The organism is Clostridium sp. AN503 (genome assembly GCF_040719375.1).
Lineage (GTDB): Bacteria > Bacillota > Clostridia > Lachnospirales > Lachnospiraceae > Brotaphodocola.
Map to the genome: position 1 here is coordinate 164,721 of NZ_JBFDTP010000001.1, position 20,660 is coordinate 185,380.

At 51.1% G+C, this 20,660-nt stretch carries 20 protein-coding genes; 7 read left to right on the plus strand and 13 right to left on the minus strand.

What is annotated here, in order from left to right:
- Positions 1-61 precede the first annotated feature (61 nt).
- Together ispE and AB1I67_RS00715 are read left to right on the plus strand one after the other, a co-directional pair.
- Positions 62-991 carry a 4-(cytidine 5'-diphospho)-2-C-methyl-D-erythritol kinase gene (gene ispE, locus AB1I67_RS00710; protein ID WP_367027900.1) on the plus strand — a complete coding sequence of 310 codons (930 nt, stop codon included), beginning with the start codon at positions 62-64 and terminating at the stop codon, positions 989-991.
- Positions 969-1,643 carry a GntR family transcriptional regulator gene (locus AB1I67_RS00715; protein WP_367027901.1) on the plus strand — a complete coding sequence of 225 codons (675 nt, stop codon included), beginning with the start codon at positions 969-971 and terminating at the stop codon, positions 1,641-1,643. The genes ispE and AB1I67_RS00715 overlap by 23 nt, the downstream gene beginning before the upstream one ends.
- 102 nt (positions 1,644-1,745) lie before the next feature.
- Here the strand turns inward: AB1I67_RS00715 and AB1I67_RS00720 are convergent, their stop codons facing one another.
- Entirely contained in the window at positions 1,746-2,435 is a 690-nt protein-coding gene (locus AB1I67_RS00720) for a YesL family protein (protein ID WP_367027902.1), read from the minus strand.
- Positions 2,436-2,674: 239 nt separating this feature from the next.
- On the opposite strand from AB1I67_RS00720, the gene AB1I67_RS00725 reads away from it, so the two are divergent.
- A complete protein-coding gene (locus tag AB1I67_RS00725) occupies positions 2,675-3,433 on the plus strand; it encodes a hypothetical protein (RefSeq protein ID WP_367027903.1) in 759 nt (252 codons plus the stop codon).
- On the opposite strand, the gene AB1I67_RS00730 is transcribed toward AB1I67_RS00725, so the two are convergent.
- The 4 genes from AB1I67_RS00730 to AB1I67_RS00745 form a co-directional block, all read right to left on the minus strand.
- Positions 3,369-4,247: a GNAT family N-acetyltransferase gene (locus tag AB1I67_RS00730; RefSeq protein ID WP_367027904.1), complete on the minus strand. Its 879-nt coding sequence runs from the start codon at positions 4,245-4,247 to the stop codon at positions 3,369-3,371. The genes AB1I67_RS00725 and AB1I67_RS00730 overlap by 65 nt on opposite strands.
- A 1-nt stretch (position 4,248) precedes the next feature.
- Entirely contained in the window at positions 4,249-4,767 is a 519-nt protein-coding gene (locus AB1I67_RS00735) for a peptidylprolyl isomerase (protein WP_367027905.1), read from the minus strand.
- A gap of 106 nt (positions 4,768-4,873) precedes the next feature.
- Positions 4,874-5,449 carry a hypothetical protein gene (locus AB1I67_RS00740; protein WP_367027906.1) on the minus strand — a complete coding sequence of 192 codons (576 nt, stop codon included), beginning with the start codon at positions 5,447-5,449 and terminating at the stop codon, positions 4,874-4,876.
- A gap of 43 nt (positions 5,450-5,492) precedes the next feature.
- Entirely contained in the window at positions 5,493-6,176 is a 684-nt protein-coding gene (locus tag AB1I67_RS00745; protein ID WP_367027907.1) for a response regulator transcription factor, read from the minus strand.
- 89 nt (positions 6,177-6,265) lie between these two features.
- Here AB1I67_RS00745 and AB1I67_RS00750 point away from each other — a divergent pair, with 89 nt between their 5' ends.
- Positions 6,266-8,437 (plus strand): ATP-binding protein, encoded by a 2,172-nt coding sequence (locus tag AB1I67_RS00750; RefSeq protein WP_367027908.1) that lies wholly within the window; start codon positions 6,266-6,268, stop codon positions 8,435-8,437.
- A gap of 98 nt (positions 8,438-8,535) precedes the next feature.
- A complete protein-coding gene (locus AB1I67_RS00755) occupies positions 8,536-9,873 on the plus strand; it encodes a citrate:proton symporter (protein ID WP_367027909.1) in 1,338 nt (445 codons plus the stop codon).
- Positions 9,874-10,316: 443 nt separating this feature from the next.
- Here the strand turns inward: AB1I67_RS00755 and AB1I67_RS00760 are convergent, their stop codons facing one another.
- From AB1I67_RS00760 to AB1I67_RS00770, 3 genes are all read right to left on the minus strand, one after another.
- Positions 10,317-11,240, minus strand: a complete 924-nt coding sequence (locus AB1I67_RS00760; protein ID WP_367027910.1) for a calcium/sodium antiporter — start codon at positions 11,238-11,240, stop codon at positions 10,317-10,319.
- Between the two features lie 183 nt (positions 11,241-11,423).
- Positions 11,424-11,618, minus strand: coding sequence for a hypothetical protein (locus tag AB1I67_RS00765; RefSeq protein WP_367027911.1), 195 nt, complete (start codon positions 11,616-11,618; stop codon positions 11,424-11,426).
- Between the two features lie 130 nt (positions 11,619-11,748).
- The gene (locus AB1I67_RS00770) at positions 11,749-13,122 is read right to left on the minus strand and encodes a sodium:alanine symporter family protein (protein WP_367027912.1); all 1,374 of its coding nucleotides are present in this window, start codon (positions 13,120-13,122) and stop codon (positions 11,749-11,751) included.
- Between the two features lie 201 nt (positions 13,123-13,323).
- On the opposite strand from AB1I67_RS00770, the gene AB1I67_RS00775 reads away from it, so the two are divergent.
- Positions 13,324-14,304 carry a zinc dependent phospholipase C family protein gene (locus AB1I67_RS00775; protein WP_367027913.1) on the plus strand — a complete coding sequence of 327 codons (981 nt, stop codon included), beginning with the start codon at positions 13,324-13,326 and terminating at the stop codon, positions 14,302-14,304.
- A gap of 135 nt (positions 14,305-14,439) precedes the next feature.
- On the opposite strand, the gene AB1I67_RS00780 is transcribed toward AB1I67_RS00775, so the two are convergent.
- The gene (locus tag AB1I67_RS00780) at positions 14,440-15,450 is read right to left on the minus strand and encodes an MBL fold metallo-hydrolase (RefSeq protein ID WP_367027914.1); all 1,011 of its coding nucleotides are present in this window, start codon (positions 15,448-15,450) and stop codon (positions 14,440-14,442) included.
- Between the two features lie 229 nt (positions 15,451-15,679).
- On the opposite strand from AB1I67_RS00780, the gene AB1I67_RS00785 reads away from it, so the two are divergent.
- Positions 15,680-17,206 carry a BCCT family transporter gene (locus AB1I67_RS00785; RefSeq protein ID WP_367027915.1) on the plus strand — a complete coding sequence of 509 codons (1,527 nt, stop codon included), beginning with the start codon at positions 15,680-15,682 and terminating at the stop codon, positions 17,204-17,206.
- 137 nt (positions 17,207-17,343) lie between these two features.
- Here AB1I67_RS00785 and AB1I67_RS00790 read toward each other — a convergent pair whose 3' ends face one another.
- From AB1I67_RS00790 to AB1I67_RS00805, 4 genes are all read right to left on the minus strand, one after another.
- Positions 17,344-17,985, minus strand: a complete 642-nt coding sequence (locus AB1I67_RS00790) for a helix-turn-helix transcriptional regulator (protein WP_367027916.1) — start codon at positions 17,983-17,985, stop codon at positions 17,344-17,346.
- Positions 17,948-18,640, minus strand: coding sequence for a DUF3990 domain-containing protein (locus AB1I67_RS00795; RefSeq protein WP_367027917.1), 693 nt, complete (start codon positions 18,638-18,640; stop codon positions 17,948-17,950). Before AB1I67_RS00795 ends, AB1I67_RS00790 begins: the two co-directional genes overlap by 38 nt.
- Before the next feature lie 160 nt (positions 18,641-18,800).
- The gene (locus AB1I67_RS00800) at positions 18,801-19,730 is read right to left on the minus strand and encodes a glycosyltransferase family 2 protein (RefSeq protein WP_367027918.1); all 930 of its coding nucleotides are present in this window, start codon (positions 19,728-19,730) and stop codon (positions 18,801-18,803) included.
- A 75-nt stretch (positions 19,731-19,805) separates the two neighbouring features.
- Positions 19,806-20,654, minus strand: coding sequence for a LicD family protein (locus AB1I67_RS00805; RefSeq protein ID WP_367027919.1), 849 nt, complete (start codon positions 20,652-20,654; stop codon positions 19,806-19,808).
- Between the last annotated feature and the right edge of the window lie 6 nt (positions 20,655-20,660).

The window sequence follows — 20,660 nt, forward strand, 5'->3', positions numbered from 1 at the left end:
ACTGTATACAAAATAATTTAAAAATACAATGCATTTTCAGCTCGCACAAAGGAGAACTACTATGATCAAACATCTCGGACTGAAAGCCTACGGAAAGATCAACTTAGGCCTGGACGTTCTGCGCAGGAGGGAGGACGGCTACCACGAGGTCCGCATGATCATGCAGACCGTTGGGATCTTCGACCGGGTGGACATCATATGGAAGGAAGAGCCCGGCATCCAGGTGGAGACCAATCTCTACTACCTTCCCACCAACGAAAACAACCTGGTATACAAAGCCGCCAAACTTTTGATGGACGAGTTTGGAGTGACTGACGGCGTGACCATCAAGCTTAAGAAATTTATCCCCGTAGCAGCCGGAATGGCCGGTGGGAGCAGCGACGCAGCCGCCGTCCTGTTCGGCGTCAACAAGATGTTCCGCCTGGGTCTGACGATCCCGCAGCTCATGGAGCGCGGTGTCAAAATAGGCGCGGATGTTCCCTACTGCATCCTGCGCGGGACGGCTCTGTCGGAAGGCATCGGCGAGGTTTTGACTCCTCTGCCGCCGGTTCCCCAGTGCCAGGTGCTGATCGCCAAACCAGCCATCAACGTTTCCACCAAATTTGTATATGAGAACCTGCATGCCAATGACCTGCTTCCCGGGCAGCACCCGGACATCGACGCCATCATTGACTCCATCCGGAAGAATGATATCTACGGGATCGCGGACAATCTGGGGAATGTTCTGGAGACAGTCACCATAAAGGAATATCCCGTGATCCGGGAGCTTAAGGAAAAAATGCTGGAATACGGAGCCATCGGCTCCCTGATGAGCGGCAGCGGCCCTACCGTATTCGGACTGTTCACCAGCCCGAAAGCGGCGCAGGACGCCTACGAGGAGCTTCGCTATGGCTCCGCCTCAAATCTTGCCAAGCAGGTGTACTTAACGAATTTCTATAACCAGAAAGAAAATCAGAAGGAGAATATACATGGAACACGAACTGAAGGTTAACATGAACGAATATCTGCCGCTGCGGGATGTGGTTTTCAACACCCTGCGCCAGGCCATCTTAAAGGGAGAGCTGGAACCGGGCGAGCGCCTGATGGAGATCCAGCTGGCTGACCGGCTGGGCGTCAGCCGCACCCCCATCCGTGAGGCCATCCGCAAACTGGAGCTGGAAGGGCTTGTCCTAATGATCCCGCGCAAGGGCGCCGAGGTGGCAAAGATCTCCGAAAAGAGCCTGCGGGATGTTCTGGAGGTACGGCGTTCCCTCGAAGAACTGGCTATCGAGCTTGCCTGCCAGCGCATGACCGACAGTGACATCCGGGAGCTGGAGGAGACCCAGGAGGCATTCCGTCATGCCGTGCAGACTGCGGACGCCATGACGATCGCTGAGAGCGATGAGCACTATCACGATATCATTTACAACGGCACCGGCAACAACCGTCTGGTCCAGATCTTAAATAACCTGCGGGAGCAGATGTACCGTTACCGGCTGGAATATATCAAGGACGCCGACAAACGCCAGATCCTGGTGGTAGAACACGACCACATCCTGAAAGCCATCAAAAACCGTCATGTGGCGGAGGCCAAAACAGCCATCCGGGAACACATCGATAATCAGGAGATCACCGTCTCCAAAAATATCAAGGAACAGCAGTAAATTCTCTGTAAACGAGCCAAACTATAAATCCCCCGGCTGTCTGATCCGCATTTCTCTCTGAGAGTGCAGACCCGGCAGCCGGGGGATTCTCGTTTGCTTTATTTACTGCTTGCCGCATTGATTGCTTTCAGGTCCAGGGTCCCCTTCCTCTTCCGGGTCCGGCTCTTTCGGCATATATTTTTCAAAAATCCCCACAAACACATAGGAATTGAAAAACGCCAGAAGCGGGAACCCAAACAGGAAGAACACTGCCTGCAGCATCGGCAGCACAAACAGCGCCAGCGCGATCAGCCCTACATCGATCGCCAGGATGCCCAGAGTCTGGAAAAAATGGCGGATGGACATGAAAAGCGCATTGAACAGGGTCTTCTTGACCGGATTGTAGAACCTCGACTGCAATGGGAACACAAACAGGCTGATCCCCAGGTACACGATGGCAAATCCCATAAACAACGCCAGCATCACCGTTCGGAAGGTGGAGCTCTCCGTCTGCATCATCAGGAAGAAATACAGGTCAAACCCGATCACCGCCCCGGCAGCCAGCAGGATCAGCCAGATCACTGTGGCCTGTTTAAAATTCTCCTTGAAGGATTTAAAAAAGGACTTTACCGTAGAGCCTTCTTCATCCCGAACCAGCTTCAGCGTCACATAATAGACCGCTGTAGTGGACGCGCCCATCGTAACGATCGGGATGCTGCACAGCACCCACAACAAATTCAGGATCATCACATCAAAAAACTTACCAATAAACCGCCAAACCGGATTGTCATAATTAAAAATTCCAGAAAGCATTATCCTTCCCCCAATTCCACGCTGTATTCTCGCCCCTGTGCAGGGCCTGCTTTCGCCTTATGAACCATTATAGCGAATATTTTGTCAAAATGCAATTTGCTTTGTTCCTTTACCGGAAGTTTTCAGGAATTCCGGAGCATATTTCAGGTGCGGCAGATTTCAGAAATATTTTATAGTCCCGGACCGGTGGATGTGGTAGAATAGGAATACCAAATCCATCAAACAAAGGACTATATGATATGAAGATCACAGAAGAATCTATGAAGCATCAGACCAATCCGCAGGAAACCGGGACCGCCGGCAGCCAGCCGCAGGCTCCCTTACCCGAGGCGCCCCTGCCCAAAGCGCCCAGGAGTGAAAAAGAAAAGCTGAGATCCATGTCCGGGAAAGACCGGGCATGGTATATCTGGGCCTATTATAAGTTCCATATCCTTGCTGTCATCGTGGCAGTGGTGCTGGTCTGCAATATCGGCGCCGCCATTTACCGCAGCACCTTTGACACAGTCCTTTACTGTGTTTATTTAAACAGCCGCGGCACAGAAGGGGTCAACGCCGCTCCCCTGGAACAGGATTTTGCAGCTTACCTTGAGCTGGATCAGAAACATTCCGTTACCACAGAGTCCGCCTTCATCTCATTTGACGACAGCGCAACCGATTACAGCTACGCATCCATGGCAAAAATAACCGCTCTGGTGGCCTCCCAGGAACTGGACGTCCTCATTGGCGACCAGGAAAGCACCGACCACTATGCTTCTCTGAATGCGTTTATGGATCTGGAAACCAGTCTTTCCCCGGAGCTGCTGGCCCTTGCAGAGGACAGGCTCTATTATGCCAAAGGCGAGGATGGCACGGAATATCCCTGCGCCATCGACTTAAGCGGCACCGGATTTGCAGAAGAATCCAATCTGGCGCAGGACACGCCGCTTCTGGGGATCATTGCCAATACCGAACATATCGATACCGCCGAGGCGCTGATCCGCTATATTTTTGAGCCGTGACCGGTTCCCTTCTGTCTCCCGCTCTGTCCGGCAATGAAGCCTTCTGACTGCCGCACAGGCAGAATCCCAGCTTGTCAAGCAGCCGGGCTGAGGCAATATTTCCCGCCTCCACTACGGCATAAACAGGACAGGCATATTCCTGCTCCACATAGTTAAGGATCAGACGGCAGGCTTCCTCTGCGAAGCCCTGCCGACGGTACGGATCAAATATGTGGTACCCCAGCTCCAGCTGCAGCTCTGCATCCTCCCGCCCCCGGCTTCCGGTATCACAGTCCGACACCCCGGCTATCCCCACAAGCTTTCTATCCGCTCTTCTCACAACCGCCCACATCCCGTACTCATAGAGACCATACTGATTTTCGATATACGCATGGAACCTGTCCGGCTCAGAAAAAAGAGTTTCCGCAGTTCCCACCAGTTCGTTTTCCGGCAGCTGTGCCAGCTGCACCGCATCCTCCGGCGTAAATTCCCGGACACAGATCCGGTCCGACTCCGCGATCACCCAGGGCAGGCCCAGCTTGCGGCGCACCACCCGCTCCAAAAAGCGTTCGTCCGCCTGCTCCGGCGAACCGATCAGATAGTCTGCTTTCCACAGCCATTCCCGGCTGTCGGCGGCATCCGATCCAACCGTATGCGCTCCGACTGCTTTCGTTCCGGCTGCTTCCGTTCCGACTGCTTCCGTTCCGCTACAGCCCTTCCACACACCGACAAAGGCCCTCCCAGCCGCTTTCGCGGCAAGGAGAGCCTCCTGTTCATCCGAGATAACCACGCAGTATAAATTGCCTTCTACAAGGACATCCCGTTCTTCCGTCATACTAGCACTTCTCCGGCTCGCCGTATTCCTCGCCAAAAGTATCCACCGTGACGCTCTTTATCTTCTGTTCCTTCAGCGGCCTGTCGTTGTAGTCGGTGCGGGTCTGTGCGATCGTGTTCACCACATCCATGCCGTCCACCACTTTTCCGAACGCCGCATAAGCGCCGTCTAAGTGCGGGGAATTCTTGTGCATGATAAAGAACTGGGAACCTGCGGAATCCGGCATCATAGAACGCGCCATGGACAGCACGCCCGGCCCATGCTTTAAGTTATTGGTAAATCCATTCTGGGAAAACTCACCCTTGATGGAGTAGCCCGGGCCGCCCATGCCGGTTCCCTGCGGGCAACCGCCCTGGATCATGAACCCTTCGATGACTCTGTGGAAGATCAGGCCGTCATAATAGCCCTTCTTCGCCAGGCTGATAAAATTCTTCACGGTGTTCGGCGCGATCTCCGGGTATAACTCGGCGCGGATCACGCTGCCGTCTTCCATGGTGATTGTAATTTCTGGATTTTTCATTGTATCTTTCTCCCTTCGGCTTGATTGCATTTTGCTATGTTATACTATACCATCTGCTCAGGTGTATGTCAAAGTTCTATTGGCCTCTCCTGAAAAAACCTTTGCATTATTGAACACGCACAAACTCCGAGCCGCCAAGGATACACTTATCAAATCCCCTGAATATAACGCTCTCCTTCATCTCCTCGTTTTCAATCGCATACACTTCTCCGCCGCCCTCTCCATAAAACGGTCCTGAATACTGATAATGAAAGGTGCCGAATTGACTCGTGAGAGTGATGCTTCCATCGGCTGATGTCTCAACCGTGATATACCCGGTATAAGTTGTCCCATCATCATTATAAAACGGCCCTGCAAATACCCCGTCATAACTGGCAGCTTTTGCTGTTTCAACTGCTGCATTCTGCTGTGTCTGCACAACACCGTCCACAGTCCAGGCTCCGGTGGCATCTACGGTATGTCCGTCCGGAGTAGCCGTATCAGACAGCATATAACCATCGCCGCCGAAATAATAACACTTTCCCTCTATCCATTGCCAGGTGTCAGCCGGATAACCTCCATCATCATTCTGGTACCTCCATCCGCCTGTGTTATGCTGCCATTGGCCCGCAAATGCCGGAATGCTCATACAGAGGGTGAGCGCTAATGCGGATACTGCAATTCCTATTTTTTTCTTCATCATGTTATCTCCTTCTCAGTCCGTTTGCTTTACAGATCCATTGTAACTACGGCACAAACCGGTAACCCAGCCCCCGCACCGTAACCACATGCTTCGGGTGGGCCGGATCCTCCTCAATCTTGCTGCGCACCCGGTTAATATAAACCATGATCGCATTATCGTCCACCGCCACCAGATTCCCCCAAACATGCTCATAGATGTTTTCTTTTGAGAACACCTGGTTCGGGTTCTGGAGGAATAAGAGCAGCAGGCTGCCCTCTTTTGAAGAAAGGTTAAGCTCCACGCCTTTTTTATAAAACCGCATGGCAGATGTATCATATCCAAAGGAACCGCATGAAACCATCCCAACTCCCATCATATGCGTCTTATCCCTGCGGATCAGCGCTTTTACCTTTGCCCCAATGATCACAGGCCGAAAGGGTTTTGTAATATAATCATCCGCACCCAGAGACAGCCCGTACAAAGTATCATAATCTTCATCCCGCCCGCTGATGATGATCACCGGCGTGGATATCCCCTGTCCTCTCAGCTTTTTAATCACCTCAAAGCCTTCCATATCCCCGAGCATAATATCCATCAGAATAATATCAAACAGTTCTGCGTCCAGCAGCTTCAGCGCTTCCTGACCACTTGCGGCGGCAGCGCACTCCAGTTCATTGCTGCGCATTACTTTTTCCAGCATTCTGCGGATAGCAGGGTCATCGTCCACGATTAAAACTTTATCAGCCATAGTATTTTATCCTTGCATTCTCTGCTTTTCGTTCTACAATAGTATTATAATCGGTAGAAATAAACAAGTCAAACCCATAGGTGGAAATTATGAAATTAAAAGACAAAAAAACGGTTGCGGCAGTCCTCCTGCTTCTTCTGTTGATCAACACCGGCCTTATTATCATCGGCATCAGCAGCTGGAATAACTATAAAATGACAGTAATAGACCGCCATAAGGAGCAGATGCTCCTGACTTCCGAAACCGTGGCGCGGACCATGGAGATCTTCCTGAACCGGAACGCATCCGACCTGCGCCTGCAGTGCATAGCAGCGGAAGAGGCTGCGGCAAACCCTGCCCTGGACACGATCCGGGACCAGATCTTCCAGAAATACATTGACGAGCAGGAAAATTTTGTCACAGGATTTCTTTTGGACGGCAGCGACGAGACCAGCGTCTCCCCGCCCGACGGATTCCATGTCCGCAGGGAATTCGGTTCCATCGACATGGGCGGCGGCATCCAATTGACCCAGTGCCAGGCAGACGACGGCCAAATCTATTTCCTGCTGGGCGCGGACCTGTCCACCGGCGGGCGCGTCAGCCAGGTGATCGATGCCGCATGGTATTTTAACAAACTGATCTCCGATATCCGGTTGGGAACAAACGGCTATATCATGGTTAAGAACTCAAGCGGTATCATTCTGATGCATCCGGCCAGGAGCCAATGGGGCATCAACGCCCTGCATGACCGAAAGGAAATGTATCATAGCGTTGATCTGGACAGTCTGGAAGATATGCTCAGGGACCAGTACCAGGGCAATACCGGCGTCTCCGAATACATCTCCTATTGGTGGACAGATGAAAACCTCCCCCGGGTAAAGAAGATTTCCGCGTACACTCCCGCAAATGTGGGGGATGATTTTCTGATCATCAGCGCCGTCACAGATTACGATGACATTTTTGTGCCGATCGCCGAGGGATACAGTCATATCATTTTCCTTCTGCTTCTAATGTTCCTCGCAGTCATGTGCGCCGCCGGAATTTACGTCCGTATGCTGCTGCAGAGGCAGAAGGATACAGAAGAGATCGCCTACTTAAAAGAGCTGAACGGTATTCTTGAGCAGACCCAGAAAAGCGAAGAGATCATCGCCCACCAGCAGCGGCTTCAGATCATGGGTATCATGACCGGCGGCATTGCTCATGAATTCAACAATCTGCTGACCCCCATTATGGGCTACGCCGACCTGCTGATGGCGGAATTCCCGGAGGATTCTGAGTACTACGATGAAGCAAACGAAATCTTCGAAGCCGCCGCAAAAGCCAAAGAAATCATCCATCAGCTTTCTTCGCTAAGCCGCAAAAATATGGAAACCGCATATAAGGAGATTTCCCTGAAGCAGCTTTTAGGGCGCTCCCTGAAAATGGTCCGCTCCGTCTGCCCTGCCAACGTCCACCTGCAGGACGAAACCGATTTCCGCCAGGAATGGATTTTAGGTAATGAAACACAGCTCAATCAGGCTATTTTAAATATCTGCGTCAACGCTATTCACGCGATCGACCGGAACGAGGGCATCATTACGGTCCGGGGCGCTGTGGTCTGCCGGGAAGCTCTTGTGAATTCACCGCATATCCCACCCCTTCCTGACACCTGGGAACGCTATATCCGGCTGGATTTCATGGATACAGGCTGCGGTATGAGCCCGGAGATCCTGGAGCAGATATTTGACCCGTTTTTCACCACCAAAGGGGCCGGGTTGGGAACAGGGCTGGGGCTCTCCCTTGTGGAACAGATCATTTTGTCTCACAAAGGCTTTCTATATGCCGAGAGCGAACCGGGCAACGGCAGCGTATTCCACCTGTTCCTGCCCCTGCTGGAACGGCGGTCGGAAAATAACGCGGAGGATCACGTCCCCCAGCCGCTCCACAAAAATATACTTGCCGCCGATGACAATCCCAAGGTCCTGCGGCTGCTGGAGCGGGATTTTAAAAAGGTAAATATCTCCGTTACCGGCGCGGTCAACATTGGGGAAACGTTAGCGGCCCTTGAATCCGGACCTTTTGATGTGCTCCTCATCGACCACTACATGTCCGGCACCCGCGCCGTGGACTTCTGCATGTCCCTCCGCATGAAATACCCGGAAATGGTCACGCTGGTCATGACCGACAAGATCCGCAAGGACCTGTTGGAGGCAAAACAGAAAAACCTCATCAGCGGATATGTGGAAAAGCCGGTTTCCGTCACCTCCGTCCTGGAGGCGCTCCGGGAGATAAATATATTTTAAGGCTATCCTTAATGATTATTAATGAACGCGGCATGGGCGTTTAAGGTTCCCCTGTTATACTTTAGTCATTCAAATATAACAAAGGGGAGAAATGTGATATGAATGAAACAATGCTTGCTTTACTTGGCTTTGCCACGATCATCCTGATCATCGTCCTGCTTTTAAAGAACGTGACAGTGCCGTCCCTGGCATTCGTGGGAGTCACAACCGGAACCGCCGCCCTCCTGATCATAACCGGAAGTTTTTCCGTCAGCGAGGTGGGCAAATTTATTAGCGCGGGTGTAAAAGACGTACACTCCACCGCGGCGCTGTTTATCTTCTCCGTGCTGTTCTTCGGCATTATGACCGATGTGGGCATGTTTGACAAGATCATCAATGCATTGATGAAGCGTGTGGGCAGCAACGTGATCGGCGTCTGTGTAATGACCTGCGTCATCGCGATCATCGGTCATCTGGACGGCGGCGGAGCTTCCACCTTCCTGATCACCATTCCGGCCATGCTTCCTATTTACAAAAAGCTGAAAATGAAACCCACTACCCTGATGATGATCTGCGTCACCGCAATGGGCGTTATGAACCTGCTTCCATGGGGCGGTCCGACCATGAGAACCGCATCGGTCCTTGGTATTGAAGCGAATGACCTGTGGGTTGCACTGATTCCAATGCAGATTGTCGGAATCGTGATTTCACTTGTAACAGCCGTGCTCTGCGGTATTTCTGAAAAGAAAGCGGGAGCAGGCTTAAACAGCACCCGCGTGGTAGACTACGGCGAAGGCGACGAAGAAACCATCAGCGAAGATCAGAAAAACGAGCTCGCCCGTCCCAAGCTGTTTGCTTTTAACGTGGTGCTCACCCTTACAGTTATCATCGCGCTGGTCTTCGTTCCAATGCCCGCTTATTTCCTGTTCATGCTGGGCTGTGTTCTTGCCCTGGTGGTAAACTATCCGGGCGCAAAGCTGCAAAAGAAGATCATCAATTCCCATGCGGCGCCTGCACTGATGATGGCGACCACGATTCTCGCTGCAGGCGTATTTTTAGGTGTGCTGGGCGACAGCGGTATCATGGACCAGATGGCAATCGTCCTTGCTTCCTTCATACCTGCCTCACTGGGAAGATACCTTCCGATCATTATCGGCATCCTCTCAGTACCGTGTGCACTGATCTTCAACACCGACTCCTTCTTCTACGGTCTGCTGCCGATCCTGATCGAAGTAGGCAACCAGTTCGGCGTTGACCCGATCCAGACTGGTATTGCCATGGTCGTATGTAAAAACTTTGCGACATTTATCAGTCCGGTGGTACCGGCAACCTTCCTTGGCGTAGGTCTTGCAGGCGTGGAATTAAAAGATCACATCAAAAACTGCTTCTTCTATATTTGGGTGGTCAGCATCATCTGCCTCATAGCCGGCATTATGATGGGCATCATTAACATTTAACTTTGGATACCTCCATAAAAGGTATCTGTCGGCTGCCACAGCCGGCAGGAACTATGTAAGATATTCCCAAAACGAGGGAGACCGGAAAAGTATCGCCGGTCTCTCTTGTTTTTTCAAGTGCAAATAAAAATTTTATTCTATTTTCGGCCGGATAACAGATACGGAACCAGAGGGATAGGGATAGACATGTTTTACCCATTCACATTCTGTTCACAAATCATTCAAAAACCTTTTACACAATGAACATGATTTCTTCATGATTGTTCCCTATACTATAAACATAAACAACGAAGACGCAAAGTTGTTTATGAAACGCTTATAAGATTTTTTTCATAATACTCGAGCTGGTAACCCAGGTTATCAGCTCTCCTCCCTTTTATTACCTCTTTTATAAATTGCAAAAGAGCTTCTCCACTGTGGAGAGGCTCCTTTTTTGTCTATTCTTATCTTATGCAGATGTAAACCAGATATAACGTATACATAAGAAGCATAACCCCGCCCTCTAAACGGCTGATCCGCTGCTTGCTGCGGGCTAAAAACCAGGTGATCACGCTGAATGCGATCAGGCATGCTGCATCAATGATCGCCATACGGTTGACTGCGATCGGAGAAACCGCTGCCGACAGCGCCAGGACCATCAGGATATTAAAAATATTGGAGCCGATCACATTGCCCAGGGCCAGGCCGTTTTCGCCTTTGCGGGAGGCCACAACAGAGGTGACCAGCTCCGGCAGGGAAGTTCCCAGGGCCACCACGGTCAGTCCCACCAGCGTCTGGCTGAGACCAAAAGCCAGAGCAATTTCGCTGGCGCTTTTAACTACCAGGTCGCCTCCCCATACGATCGCCGCAATTCCGCCAACGATATAGACGGCGCACCTAAGCGGCGGCAAAGCCTTAAATTCTTCCTGAGCTTCCACCCGGTTGATAAGCGCGTCCCGCACCGTCAGGACCAGGAATACCACAAACATGCCGAGCAGGATAAACGCCTCCGGACGGCTCACAAACTGATCCCGCACGATCATCAGGAGCAGGGCCACAGCCACCAGGATCGATGCGGCAAAATCCCAGCGCAGCCGCACCGCAAAGGGGCGGATCGCGCCGCAGGCGCCCAGCACCACCAGAAGATTGAAAATATTGGAGCCGATCACATTTCCCACGGCGATCTCATTGTTCCCTACCAGGGACGCCGTCGTACTGACCGCCAGCTCCGGCGCGCTGGTCCCGAAGGCCACGATCGTCAGCCCGATGATAATGCTGGGAACCCGCAGCACCTTGGCAATGGAAGAACTGGCCTCCACGAAATAATCCGCGCCCTTGATCAGCAGCACAAATCCCAAAAGCAGTAACACAACCGTTGTAATACTCATACTCTTTCCCTCATCTCTTATAGTATTTCCCTATGGCACAACAAAAGCGAGGCTTTTATTGTATCTCAAGGACACAATAAAAGTCTCGCTTATTATATACGTGCCGGGTTGTTTTTACTCACCGTTCAGGTGATTGACCGTGATGACGACAACGCACAGCAATGAATGCCAAGCTACTCCCTCTTATTGAATTTTAGTATATTGTGTTTTAGAGGGCTTGTCAAGATGTTTTCTTGAGTCATTTACCGTCATTTTTTGTCTCACAGCCATTTTCCAACCTGGTCTCTTCCGTCTGTCCCCTTCCCAGTCCGGCGTACTCTTTGGCTGCATCCTGCGCCAGACCTCAGAAAAGTACTCCGCCCCCTTCTTTACGTCCATCCTTCTCTCCATCGAAGAAGAATGCAATGAACAGAACGCACCGTATCTGCCATCCGCAACTGCAACGAACTGCAGAATCCCCAGCTTTTAGAGAAATTGTCCGAGGCCTCATTCCCCTGCATAGTCTCACTCACCTGGGGAACCTCACCTCCCCGGACAGGATCCAAAGCGTCAGCAGGTTCGGATAGGCCATCAGGCCATTCCAAATATCCGAGATCATCCACACCACATCCAGGCGGCAGATACAGCCAGAAAATACTGCCGCCAGGTACAGGGCCGTATACAGCCTCATGCTTTTCTTCACAAGCCCTTCCACATTCCGCCCCGGATCCCCTCTCTGGAAAATCCGCTCCGCCAGATAGCAGGCCGTCTGCCTGCCCAGATAATACCAGGCGATAATGGTGGCAAATGCAAATACTACCATTGCGCCTGATACCAGCCATTCCCCTACAGATCCCAGACTAAGAGAAAAACAATATGCCGTAAGACCGGCCCCGTCGCTGCCCTGGGGCAGCCCTCCATTTCCAAACTGGACGCAGAGGATCACAAGCGCAGTGAGGGTGCAGATGATGATCGTGTCAAAAAACACTTCAAACATGGCCCACATGCCCTGCCGTTCCGGCGTGGTATCCTCCGCCGCACCGTGAAGCACCGCCATGCTCCCCAGTCCCGCTTCATTGGAAAATACGCCTCTAGACATGCCATAGCGGACGCTGCGGCTTAAAAGGAACCCGGCCACCCCGCCGCCTGCGGCTGACGGTGTAAACGCCCCTTCAAACACCGCCGCTATGACCCGGGGCAGCACGTTCCAGCCAGACAAGATGACAACAAGAGAAAATACCACATAGATTCCTGCCGACACCGGCATCAGCCGTTCTGACACCCTGGAGATCCGGCTGATTCCGCCTAAGATCACTGCTCCGGTGACCGCCGTGACCAAAACCGCACTGACAAGCGGAGGGATACCGGCGCCGAACTCCAGAGTGCCGCTCATGGAATTAGACTGTACCATACTACCCATGCCCAGAGATGAGCATACGGCAAAAAATGCGTAGAGGACCCCCAGCGGGCGGCATCCAAGCCCCCGTTCCATATAGACCATCGGCCCGCACATCCAATGGCCGTCAGGTTTGCGGTACCGGTATTTCTGTCCGATACTGGTCTCTGCATAGGCAGTCGCCATACCGATCAGGGCCGAGATCCACATCCAGAACAGAGCACCCGGGCCGCCTGCAGTCAACGCCGTAGCTACCCCCACAATATTTCCGGTCCCGATAGTCGCAGCCAACGCTGTGCAGGCGGATTGAAACGGGGTAATGCGGTGGCTCCCCTCCTGGCTGTCTCCGCCATCATCCGCCCACAGGCTTCCTGCGGTCATCCTCCACCAGTATCCTATCCGCCGTATCTGGAATCCTCCTGATTTTACTGTAAACCAAAGCCCGGTCCCCAAAAACAACACCATGGTCCATGGCCCCCACACAATAAAATGAAGCGTCTGTGCCATTTCCTGCATCTTCCTACCGCCCTTCCGCGCATACCGTGTCCGTTCTATCCTATGCTGGCGCTGCCGTCAACTATGCTTACCCAGAGCTCCTGATTGCGATTTCTCCCAAAATATTCATAGAGACTTTCTTTTTTGTGCCCTCGCATTTTAGACTTAAATATGGTATGATAGTTAAAGAAAATACAGGAAAGAGGTGTTTTTATGCCTGGATTTACAACACATTATATACTGGGAATGAAAGCCTACAACGACCTGCCGAACAATCAGCTCAAATACATCATTGCCAAATACCGCTGGCTTTACCAACTGGGACTCCAGGGACCGGATATGTTCTTCTACAATATCCCGATATTGCGCCATCAGGACTACCGGAATGTGGGCTCTTATATGCATGAGCATCATATCCGGGATTTCTTCGAGTGCTATCTGCGCCGCCTAAGCCAGATCAGCTCCCGCCAGCAGCGGGAGGAGGGCCTTGCCTATTTCTGCGGGTACTTAGGACATTATATTGGGGATTCCATCTGCCATCCGTATGTGTACGGCAGGATCGGGTATGACGTCAAGAATCCCAGCAACCACACCCACGGTCTTCACGCTGCCTTGGAGAACGACATTGATGCGCTGCTCCTTATGAAGTACAAAAAGAAAAAGCCGTCCCAGTTCAACCAGGCGGCTACGATCTGCTTAAATGGCATGGAGACTCAGTTTATCTCCCGCTTTTTGTCGGAATGCATCAACGAAGTGTATTACCCGATCACCTACAGCAACAATTTCCAGGTTACCCCCAGGATGATGCACCGTTCCATCCTGGCTATGCGCTTCGGCTGCCGCACCCTGGCAGACCCCTCAGGGAAAAAGCGCAGCCGTATCGCTTTTGTTGAAAACCTGTTTTTGAGAAATCCCATCGCCTCCACCAAGCTGGTGACCGATGAGGTGAGCGACCCGCGGAAGTGCCTGAACCTGGACCACGAGATCTGGTGCAATCCCTGGGACCGCCGCCTTGCATCCAAGGCTTCCTTCCCGGATCTGTTCCGCCAGGCGCTGTTAAAATGCTGCAACGTATACGCCATCATCAATGCAGACATTACCAGGAATGAGCCTATGAAGGAACAGGACTTCAGCCGCCTTCTGGACGAGCTGGGCAGTTACTCCTACCACAGCGGTCTTTCTGTCACGGACTGACTTCAGGGTCAGCAGACCTGCGCTGTGATCAGGCGACGCTCCCGCGCATCAAGCCAAAAACGGACCCGCACGAATTGCTGCGGACCCGCTTTTGGCTTTTTAGATGCTTTTTATATGCTTTTTAACTACTCTGTCTTATCGGATAACCTGGTCTCCATCCTTGGTGCAGTAATGTTTTTTTACATCCAGCTTCTGGACCCACGCCTTTGTCTCCGGTGTCTTAAAGCGGTCTCCTTCATTATCCCACAGCCACTGCGGAGTCGGCCACAGACAGACCGACGGATCAACCGCCTGGTACACTGCCTCTCCCACGCCGTTCTGACCATGGTGCGCCATCTGGACCATGTCGGATCTAAGTCCATCCGCACCCACATCATCCAGCAGCATCTGACCTCTGACCTCTCCCAGATCCCCCAAAAACAGGATGGACCGGTTATTCACCACCGCGCGGTACGCAAGGCCTGCATCATTGCCGTCGTTATCACCTATATGATCTTCATCCGGCTCATACCGGTCGTTCACCACTGTGATATCCACATCATCCACAGAGATCACGTCGCCTTTTCCCACCACATGCAGTTTTTCAGGATCCTGGGCATTCAAAAGCTTTATGATCGTATCTGCAGTCCCCAGTTCCTCCTGGTCATGGAGCGCATACCACTCTGTCGATGCAAAATTATAATAGAAGTTATCAATCTGGATCCCGGCGCCCTCACCGTCCTCCTCGTTCTGCAGGATCTTGATCAGCGCGCCCACATGGTCTGTGTGGGTATGGGTCAGCAGCCATGCGCTCACGTGCCCGCCGCGTTTTTTGATCTGCTCCACAAGGTAATCCCCGTCGTCCCAGCGCCCGCCGTCAATAACGATCAGGCTCCCTTCCTTTGTCTCCAGAAGAAAGGACATCATCTGCCCCTTGCTCTGGGACTTCAGCATGGTAAGCTCTGCGCCGCCAAACACCGGCTTTTCATCCTGCCTGTCCTTTTCTCCTTCTGTCCTGATCTCTTTTTCTGCCCCAAAACCAATGATGACTGCGGCCGCCGTAACCAGCCCTATGATCAGGACCGCAGCCGCCAAAATCATGGCGATCCACGGTTTCCTTTGCTTTCCGCGCCTGCTCCTGCCTCTCGTTTTTATATTCTTTTCCATATTCCTGGCTCCACTCTCCCTTATGACAGATCTCATTATATCCCGTTTCCTGCTTATTTTACCAGAGATCATTGCCCCTGGGTAGGGGAATCATAAAATCGTCAGAAATTTGCAATAAATTATGCTTGCATTTTCGCGTCCTGAATGGTATTATGTTCAATATGATTTATTTTTAAATATTTTTGAACAACATGTGCTGCATTCATCTGTGCTTGAGGAGGTAACAATTATGAAAGATCAGGCTTCTGAGAAATCCCTGTTAAAACAACTGGACTGGTTTACCATGCTGGTCCCGTTTTGCTGTATTCTCGTCTTATGTACATGGTTCGTTACAAAACCGGAACAGTCTTCCCAGGTTCTGGGATCGATCCGGTATTTCCTGGGCAACCAGATGGGGAGCTACTACCTCCTGATCGGCCTGGGCGTTTTTATCTGCTCCCTGTACATGGCATTTTCTCGCTTTGGCAAAATAAAGCTGGGCGATATGGAGAAGCCGGAATACTCCAACTTCCGCTGGGGCTCCATGATGTTTACTGCCGGACTTGCAGCCGACATCCTGTTCTACTCCTGCTGTGAATGGATGCTGTATGCTGCGGAACCGCATATTGAGGATATGGGCGGCATCCAGGACTGGGCATCCACCTTCCCGCTGTTCCACTGGGGGCCGATTCCCTGGGGCTTCTACCTTGTCCTGTCCGTGGCCTTCGGCTTCATGCTCCATGTACGTAAGCGTGACAAGCAGAAATATTCCGAATCCTGCCGCGCCCTTTTGGGAAAGCGTGTGGACGGATGGGCCGGGAAGATCATAGATCTGATCGCTGTAGTGGCGCTGCTTGCAGGCACTGCCACCACATTTTCCCTCGCCACGCCTCTGCTCTCCCTGGCGATCAGCCGCGTGACCGGCATTCCGCAGACCACGATGTTGACGATCCTGATCCTGGTGATCGTATGCTGCATTTACACGGTCTCCGTATACTTCGGCATGAAGGGCATCCAACGCTCGGCTGCCTGCTGTACCTACCTGTTTTTTACGCTGCTGGCCTATGTGTTTTTCTTCGGCGGGGAGAGCCGCTACATTATTGAGACAGGTATCACTGCATTAGGTAACTTAACCCAGAACTTTATCGGGCTGTCCACCTGGACGGATGCGCTGCGCACCTCTTCCTTCCCGCAGAACTGGACGATCTTCTATTGGGCATACTGGATGGTCTGGTGCGTGGCTGCTCCATTCTTCATCGGGGCCATCAGCAAAGGGCGGACGGTGAAGCAGACGATCCTGGGCGGATACTTCTTTGGCCTTGCAGGTACGTTTACCTCCTTCATCATCCTGGGGAACTACGGACTGGGCCTGCAGACCCACGGACGGCTGGATATCCTGACTCCTTACACCCAGACCGGTGATCAGTACACTGCGATCATCTCCATGCTGGAGTACCTCCCGCTGTCAAGCTTTGTGCTGATCCTTTTGGTGCTCTGCATGATCACCTTTTATTCCACGTCCTTCGACTCCATCACCCTGGTGGCGTCCTCCTACTCCTACAAGGAGCTGGGCAATGCCGTGAACCCGGATAAGCGCGTGAAGCTGTTCTGGGCTATCTTCCTGATCCTGCTGCCGATCGCGCTGATCTTCTCGAAGAACTCTATGACGAATCTGCAGACGGTATCGATCATTGCGGCGTTTCCGATCGGGATCATTATTATTTTGATCCTGGCCAGTTTCTTTAAGGATGCGAATGAATATTTGAAAGGGAACTGATGATTTGTTTCTGTTGTAATAGTACCAACATATCCGCAGGATTGACTTTTGCCCATATCCTGCGGGTAACCCGCTGTCATTATTTTATTTCATTACTCACCCCATGGCCATTGCCCTCCAGCACCCTCATACCGTATTTATTTTTCAATCAAATCTTCCATTGTACAGCCAAGAACCCTTGCCAACCGATACAACGTATCAGCACTTGCCTTGTTAATGTCTTTGTTTCTCTGTTCATACATCTGAACAGAACGAAGGCTGACGCCGGAACGCTTAGCCAATTCTGCCTGCGTAAATCCATAAGCTGTGCGGATGCGCTTTAAATTTGTTTCAGAAAAAAAATCCTTTATCCGTGTATCCACGATATCAACGAATTTTGTTATATCCGCTTCGTGAAGCGTATAGTACATTTTTTGCAGATCTTCAAAATCAATACCCTTAAAAATATCACTGTACTTTCTGCCTGAATACCATTGATAATAAGCCACAGCCCAACCAATCCAATACTCCTTTGATCGTCCGTAATGTTCCTGCGGTTCTGTCTGAAGTAACTGCCCTTTCGTTTCTGAAATGATTTCTCTTACAATTTCAATCCCGCTTTTTCCCGCAAGATAAGCAGGCTCACCATTTTCCAATCGCTTACATACAGAACTTACAGTAAACAGTTTTACAAAATCGTTTCCGGGAATGCCGCAGGTATTCACAGCATAATCAAAGGCATCCCCCAGAGCCGACTGTGCATTATTCAGATATATTTCTTGGTATGCGTGGGTCATCATTTTTAATGCCTCCTCTCATAATATCCTGAATATACAGACCATCACTTTCCTCCTCAAGCATCTTTACATAAAGCTGATTTGCTTTATCATCTCTGGCTTTGCGAAGAACATAATACCTGTCTTTCTCGGCGACATTAAAACCCTCGTATTTTAAATTTGAAAAAGCAAACTTTGATTTAACAACGATTTGCTCGCCCAATTTTCCAAGCTTCATGGCTCCGGCAAGCTGCTCCACTGAAATCCCATTATTTAGAAACGACTCCGCATAATCAAAATAGGAATCATCCGCACGATATCCCATAATCAAATCGAATGCATTGACATTCACACTGAAGTTGTCAATCAAATATCTTTTTGCGCGTCTGGCCACAGGCATTTTAATAGAAAACAAGCGATGCTCCACCAAAACAGCAATCCAGTTAAGTATTGTGTAATCAGAGCTGTTCAAATTTAAAATGTTCAGGTATTCGGTATTGAGCGTATAACGATTAGAAAAGCCGTCACGCAGGGAAGATACCGCCCACTCCTTTACAAGTTCCTCGCTTGCAGTACAATAAAATCCAAGTCCAAAATCGTTATTCTTTTTTCCTTCACCAAAAATCGGCTGTTCTACAATTTTTTCTGATCCATGATACACTGTGATTAGCTTATCCATTTTCTCAATCTCCATTCGCTTTGCCTTTATTGTATCACCAGAGTGATATAATATCAAGAGAGTACTCTCGCCTTTTTTGACAAAAAATATCCGCAGGATTGACTTTTGTCCATATCCTGCGGATAACCTGCTGTCATTATTTTATTTCATTACCGGCAGCTTACCGCTCCACATTCCTCGTCTCCTCCACCACATAGATCGGCCGGTCCTTCAGCTCGCTGAACAGAATCGCAATATACTCCCCAATGATCCCCACGATCACAAACAGGATCGCAAACATAAAGCAGATCAGGATCACGATCGTCGCATACCCGCTGGGCGCCCCCTGCCTGGTGAAAAGGGTATAGATCATCACCGCCACTCCCAAAAGGGCTGCAAAAATACCGGCGTAGATCCCCAGCTTCAGCGGAAGATTGGAAAAACACATGATCGTGTTCATGGAAAACGCAAACAGCTTGCGGATGCTGTATTTGCTCTCCCCCGCCACCCGGTCCTGCGCCTCGTACTCCAAGGTCGTCCGTTTGAATCCGATATTCTGCACATAACCGCGCAGAAACCGTACCTTTTCACGGTAATTAGCACGGAGTACATCTGCCGCCTGCCTGGATATGGCAAAGAAATCCGAGGCATTTGCCTCAAACTTCACATCCGACAGGGTATTGATCACCTTGTAGAACCCGGCGGAAGTGATATTCTTCACAAACCCCGCCGAAGCATTCCGGGTGCGCACCATACTGACGACGCCGTAGCCTTCCTCCATCAGCCGAACAATATCCGGCAGGCATTCCGGCGGATGCTGTAAGTCTGCATCCATACAGACCACCGCATCCCCTTTGGAGTGATCAATGCCCGCGATCATGGCCGCCTCATGGCCGAAATTCCGTGAAAATGCCACAACCTTCACCTTTTCATCCCGTCCCGCCAGCTCTCTCAAGATGCCAAGGCTCCCATCACAACTCCCGTCATTTACAAACAAAAGCTCGTAGTCCCACTCCAGCGCCTGCAGAATTGGAGACGCCGTCTGGTAGAACAGAGGAAGCGCCTGTTCTTCATTATACACGGACACCACTACGGAAAGCAATCGTCTCATATCTGTTCCATCCTTCTGTCTTTATCTGTAACCGTAAAATATCTTACAGCCATGAGCAAGAGCAAACATCCATGCTCACTGCACATCCTCATCGTACACCTGGATCTCTATGGTAGAGTGAGCCGGCACCCGTTTCTCTTTGGGCGGCAGGGTCATGTAGTCCCCGTAGATCCAGGTCAGCACTTCATGCCAGTGTTTGGAGGCCATCAGCTTCGTATCACAGAAATCCAGATCCACGATCTCCTCGCACCACTGCCGTTTCAGAGTCACATACAAAAAGTCCGGCTGGTAATTGCTGTAATACCGCAGCCCGCTGCGCCCCCGCCGGTCCTTCAGCGCCACCAGGCGCTGCATCTTAAAGAGCGCCTTCATGGGGACAAACCTGCCCACCGCAGACATGCCGCCGACCGCCAGCTTGTGGAACAGACTGTATTTCCCAAAATCCAGATGATACCGATGTCCCATCGCCATACCGTAGACCATCTTGTGGAGCAAGAGCGTCAAAGCCGCTGCGTTCTTTTTCTCCGGCAGTTCATCGATGGTGAACAGATCCACCCAAAGGTGGTTCAGCTTACCCTCGTAAAACTGCATCTCGGGCGTATCATCATGGGTACGGCTGTTTTTGTAGATGATCCTCGCGGTAAAGTCATAGAAGTTCTTTCCTCCCCGGAAATCCCACGGCATTAGAAGCTCCATCGTATCCGGCAGCTCCCGCTTCACCACCTTAAGGAACGCCTCATAATTACTTCTGGTAAACGCCACATCCGCATCATCATCCCACGGTATGAAGCCCTGGTGGCGGACCGCTCCCAAAAGAGTACCCGCATCCAGCATATATTTAATCTTATACTTCCTGCAGATCCTGTCTATTTCCTTGAGGATTTTTAGATTGGTCTCATGGACCTTTGTCAAATCATACTGCATAGCTAC

Coding starts and splice junctions, on each gene's coding strand:
- ispE (WP_367027900.1), top strand. CDS start 62: ATGATCAAACATCTCGGACTGAAAGCCTACGGAAAGATCAACTTAGGC.
- AB1I67_RS00715 (WP_367027901.1), top strand. CDS start 969: ATGGAACACGAACTGAAGGTTAACATGAACGAATATCTGCCGCTGCGG.
- AB1I67_RS00720 (WP_367027902.1), bottom strand. CDS start 2,435: ATGCTTTCTGGAATTTTTAATTATGACAATCCGGTTTGGCGGTTTATT.
- AB1I67_RS00725 (WP_367027903.1), top strand. CDS start 2,675: ATGAAGATCACAGAAGAATCTATGAAGCATCAGACCAATCCGCAGGAA.
- AB1I67_RS00730 (WP_367027904.1), bottom strand. CDS start 4,247: ATGACGGAAGAACGGGATGTCCTTGTAGAAGGCAATTTATACTGCGTG.
- AB1I67_RS00735 (WP_367027905.1), bottom strand. CDS start 4,767: ATGAAAAATCCAGAAATTACAATCACCATGGAAGACGGCAGCGTGATC.
- AB1I67_RS00740 (WP_367027906.1), bottom strand. CDS start 5,449: ATGATGAAGAAAAAAATAGGAATTGCAGTATCCGCATTAGCGCTCACC.
- AB1I67_RS00745 (WP_367027907.1), bottom strand. CDS start 6,176: ATGGCTGATAAAGTTTTAATCGTGGACGATGACCCTGCTATCCGCAGA.
- AB1I67_RS00750 (WP_367027908.1), top strand. CDS start 6,266: ATGAAATTAAAAGACAAAAAAACGGTTGCGGCAGTCCTCCTGCTTCTT.
- AB1I67_RS00755 (WP_367027909.1), top strand. CDS start 8,536: ATGAATGAAACAATGCTTGCTTTACTTGGCTTTGCCACGATCATCCTG.
- AB1I67_RS00760 (WP_367027910.1), bottom strand. CDS start 11,240: ATGAGTATTACAACGGTTGTGTTACTGCTTTTGGGATTTGTGCTGCTG.
- AB1I67_RS00765 (WP_367027911.1), bottom strand. CDS start 11,618: ATGGACGTAAAGAAGGGGGCGGAGTACTTTTCTGAGGTCTGGCGCAGG.
- AB1I67_RS00770 (WP_367027912.1), bottom strand. CDS start 13,122: ATGGCACAGACGCTTCATTTTATTGTGTGGGGGCCATGGACCATGGTG.
- AB1I67_RS00775 (WP_367027913.1), top strand. CDS start 13,324: ATGCCTGGATTTACAACACATTATATACTGGGAATGAAAGCCTACAAC.
- AB1I67_RS00780 (WP_367027914.1), bottom strand. CDS start 15,450: ATGGAAAAGAATATAAAAACGAGAGGCAGGAGCAGGCGCGGAAAGCAA.
- AB1I67_RS00785 (WP_367027915.1), top strand. CDS start 15,680: ATGAAAGATCAGGCTTCTGAGAAATCCCTGTTAAAACAACTGGACTGG.
- AB1I67_RS00790 (WP_367027916.1), bottom strand. CDS start 17,985: ATGATGACCCACGCATACCAAGAAATATATCTGAATAATGCACAGTCG.
- AB1I67_RS00795 (WP_367027917.1), bottom strand. CDS start 18,640: ATGGATAAGCTAATCACAGTGTATCATGGATCAGAAAAAATTGTAGAA.
- AB1I67_RS00800 (WP_367027918.1), bottom strand. CDS start 19,730: ATGAGACGATTGCTTTCCGTAGTGGTGTCCGTGTATAATGAAGAACAG.
- AB1I67_RS00805 (WP_367027919.1), bottom strand. CDS start 20,654: ATGCAGTATGATTTGACAAAGGTCCATGAGACCAATCTAAAAATCCTC.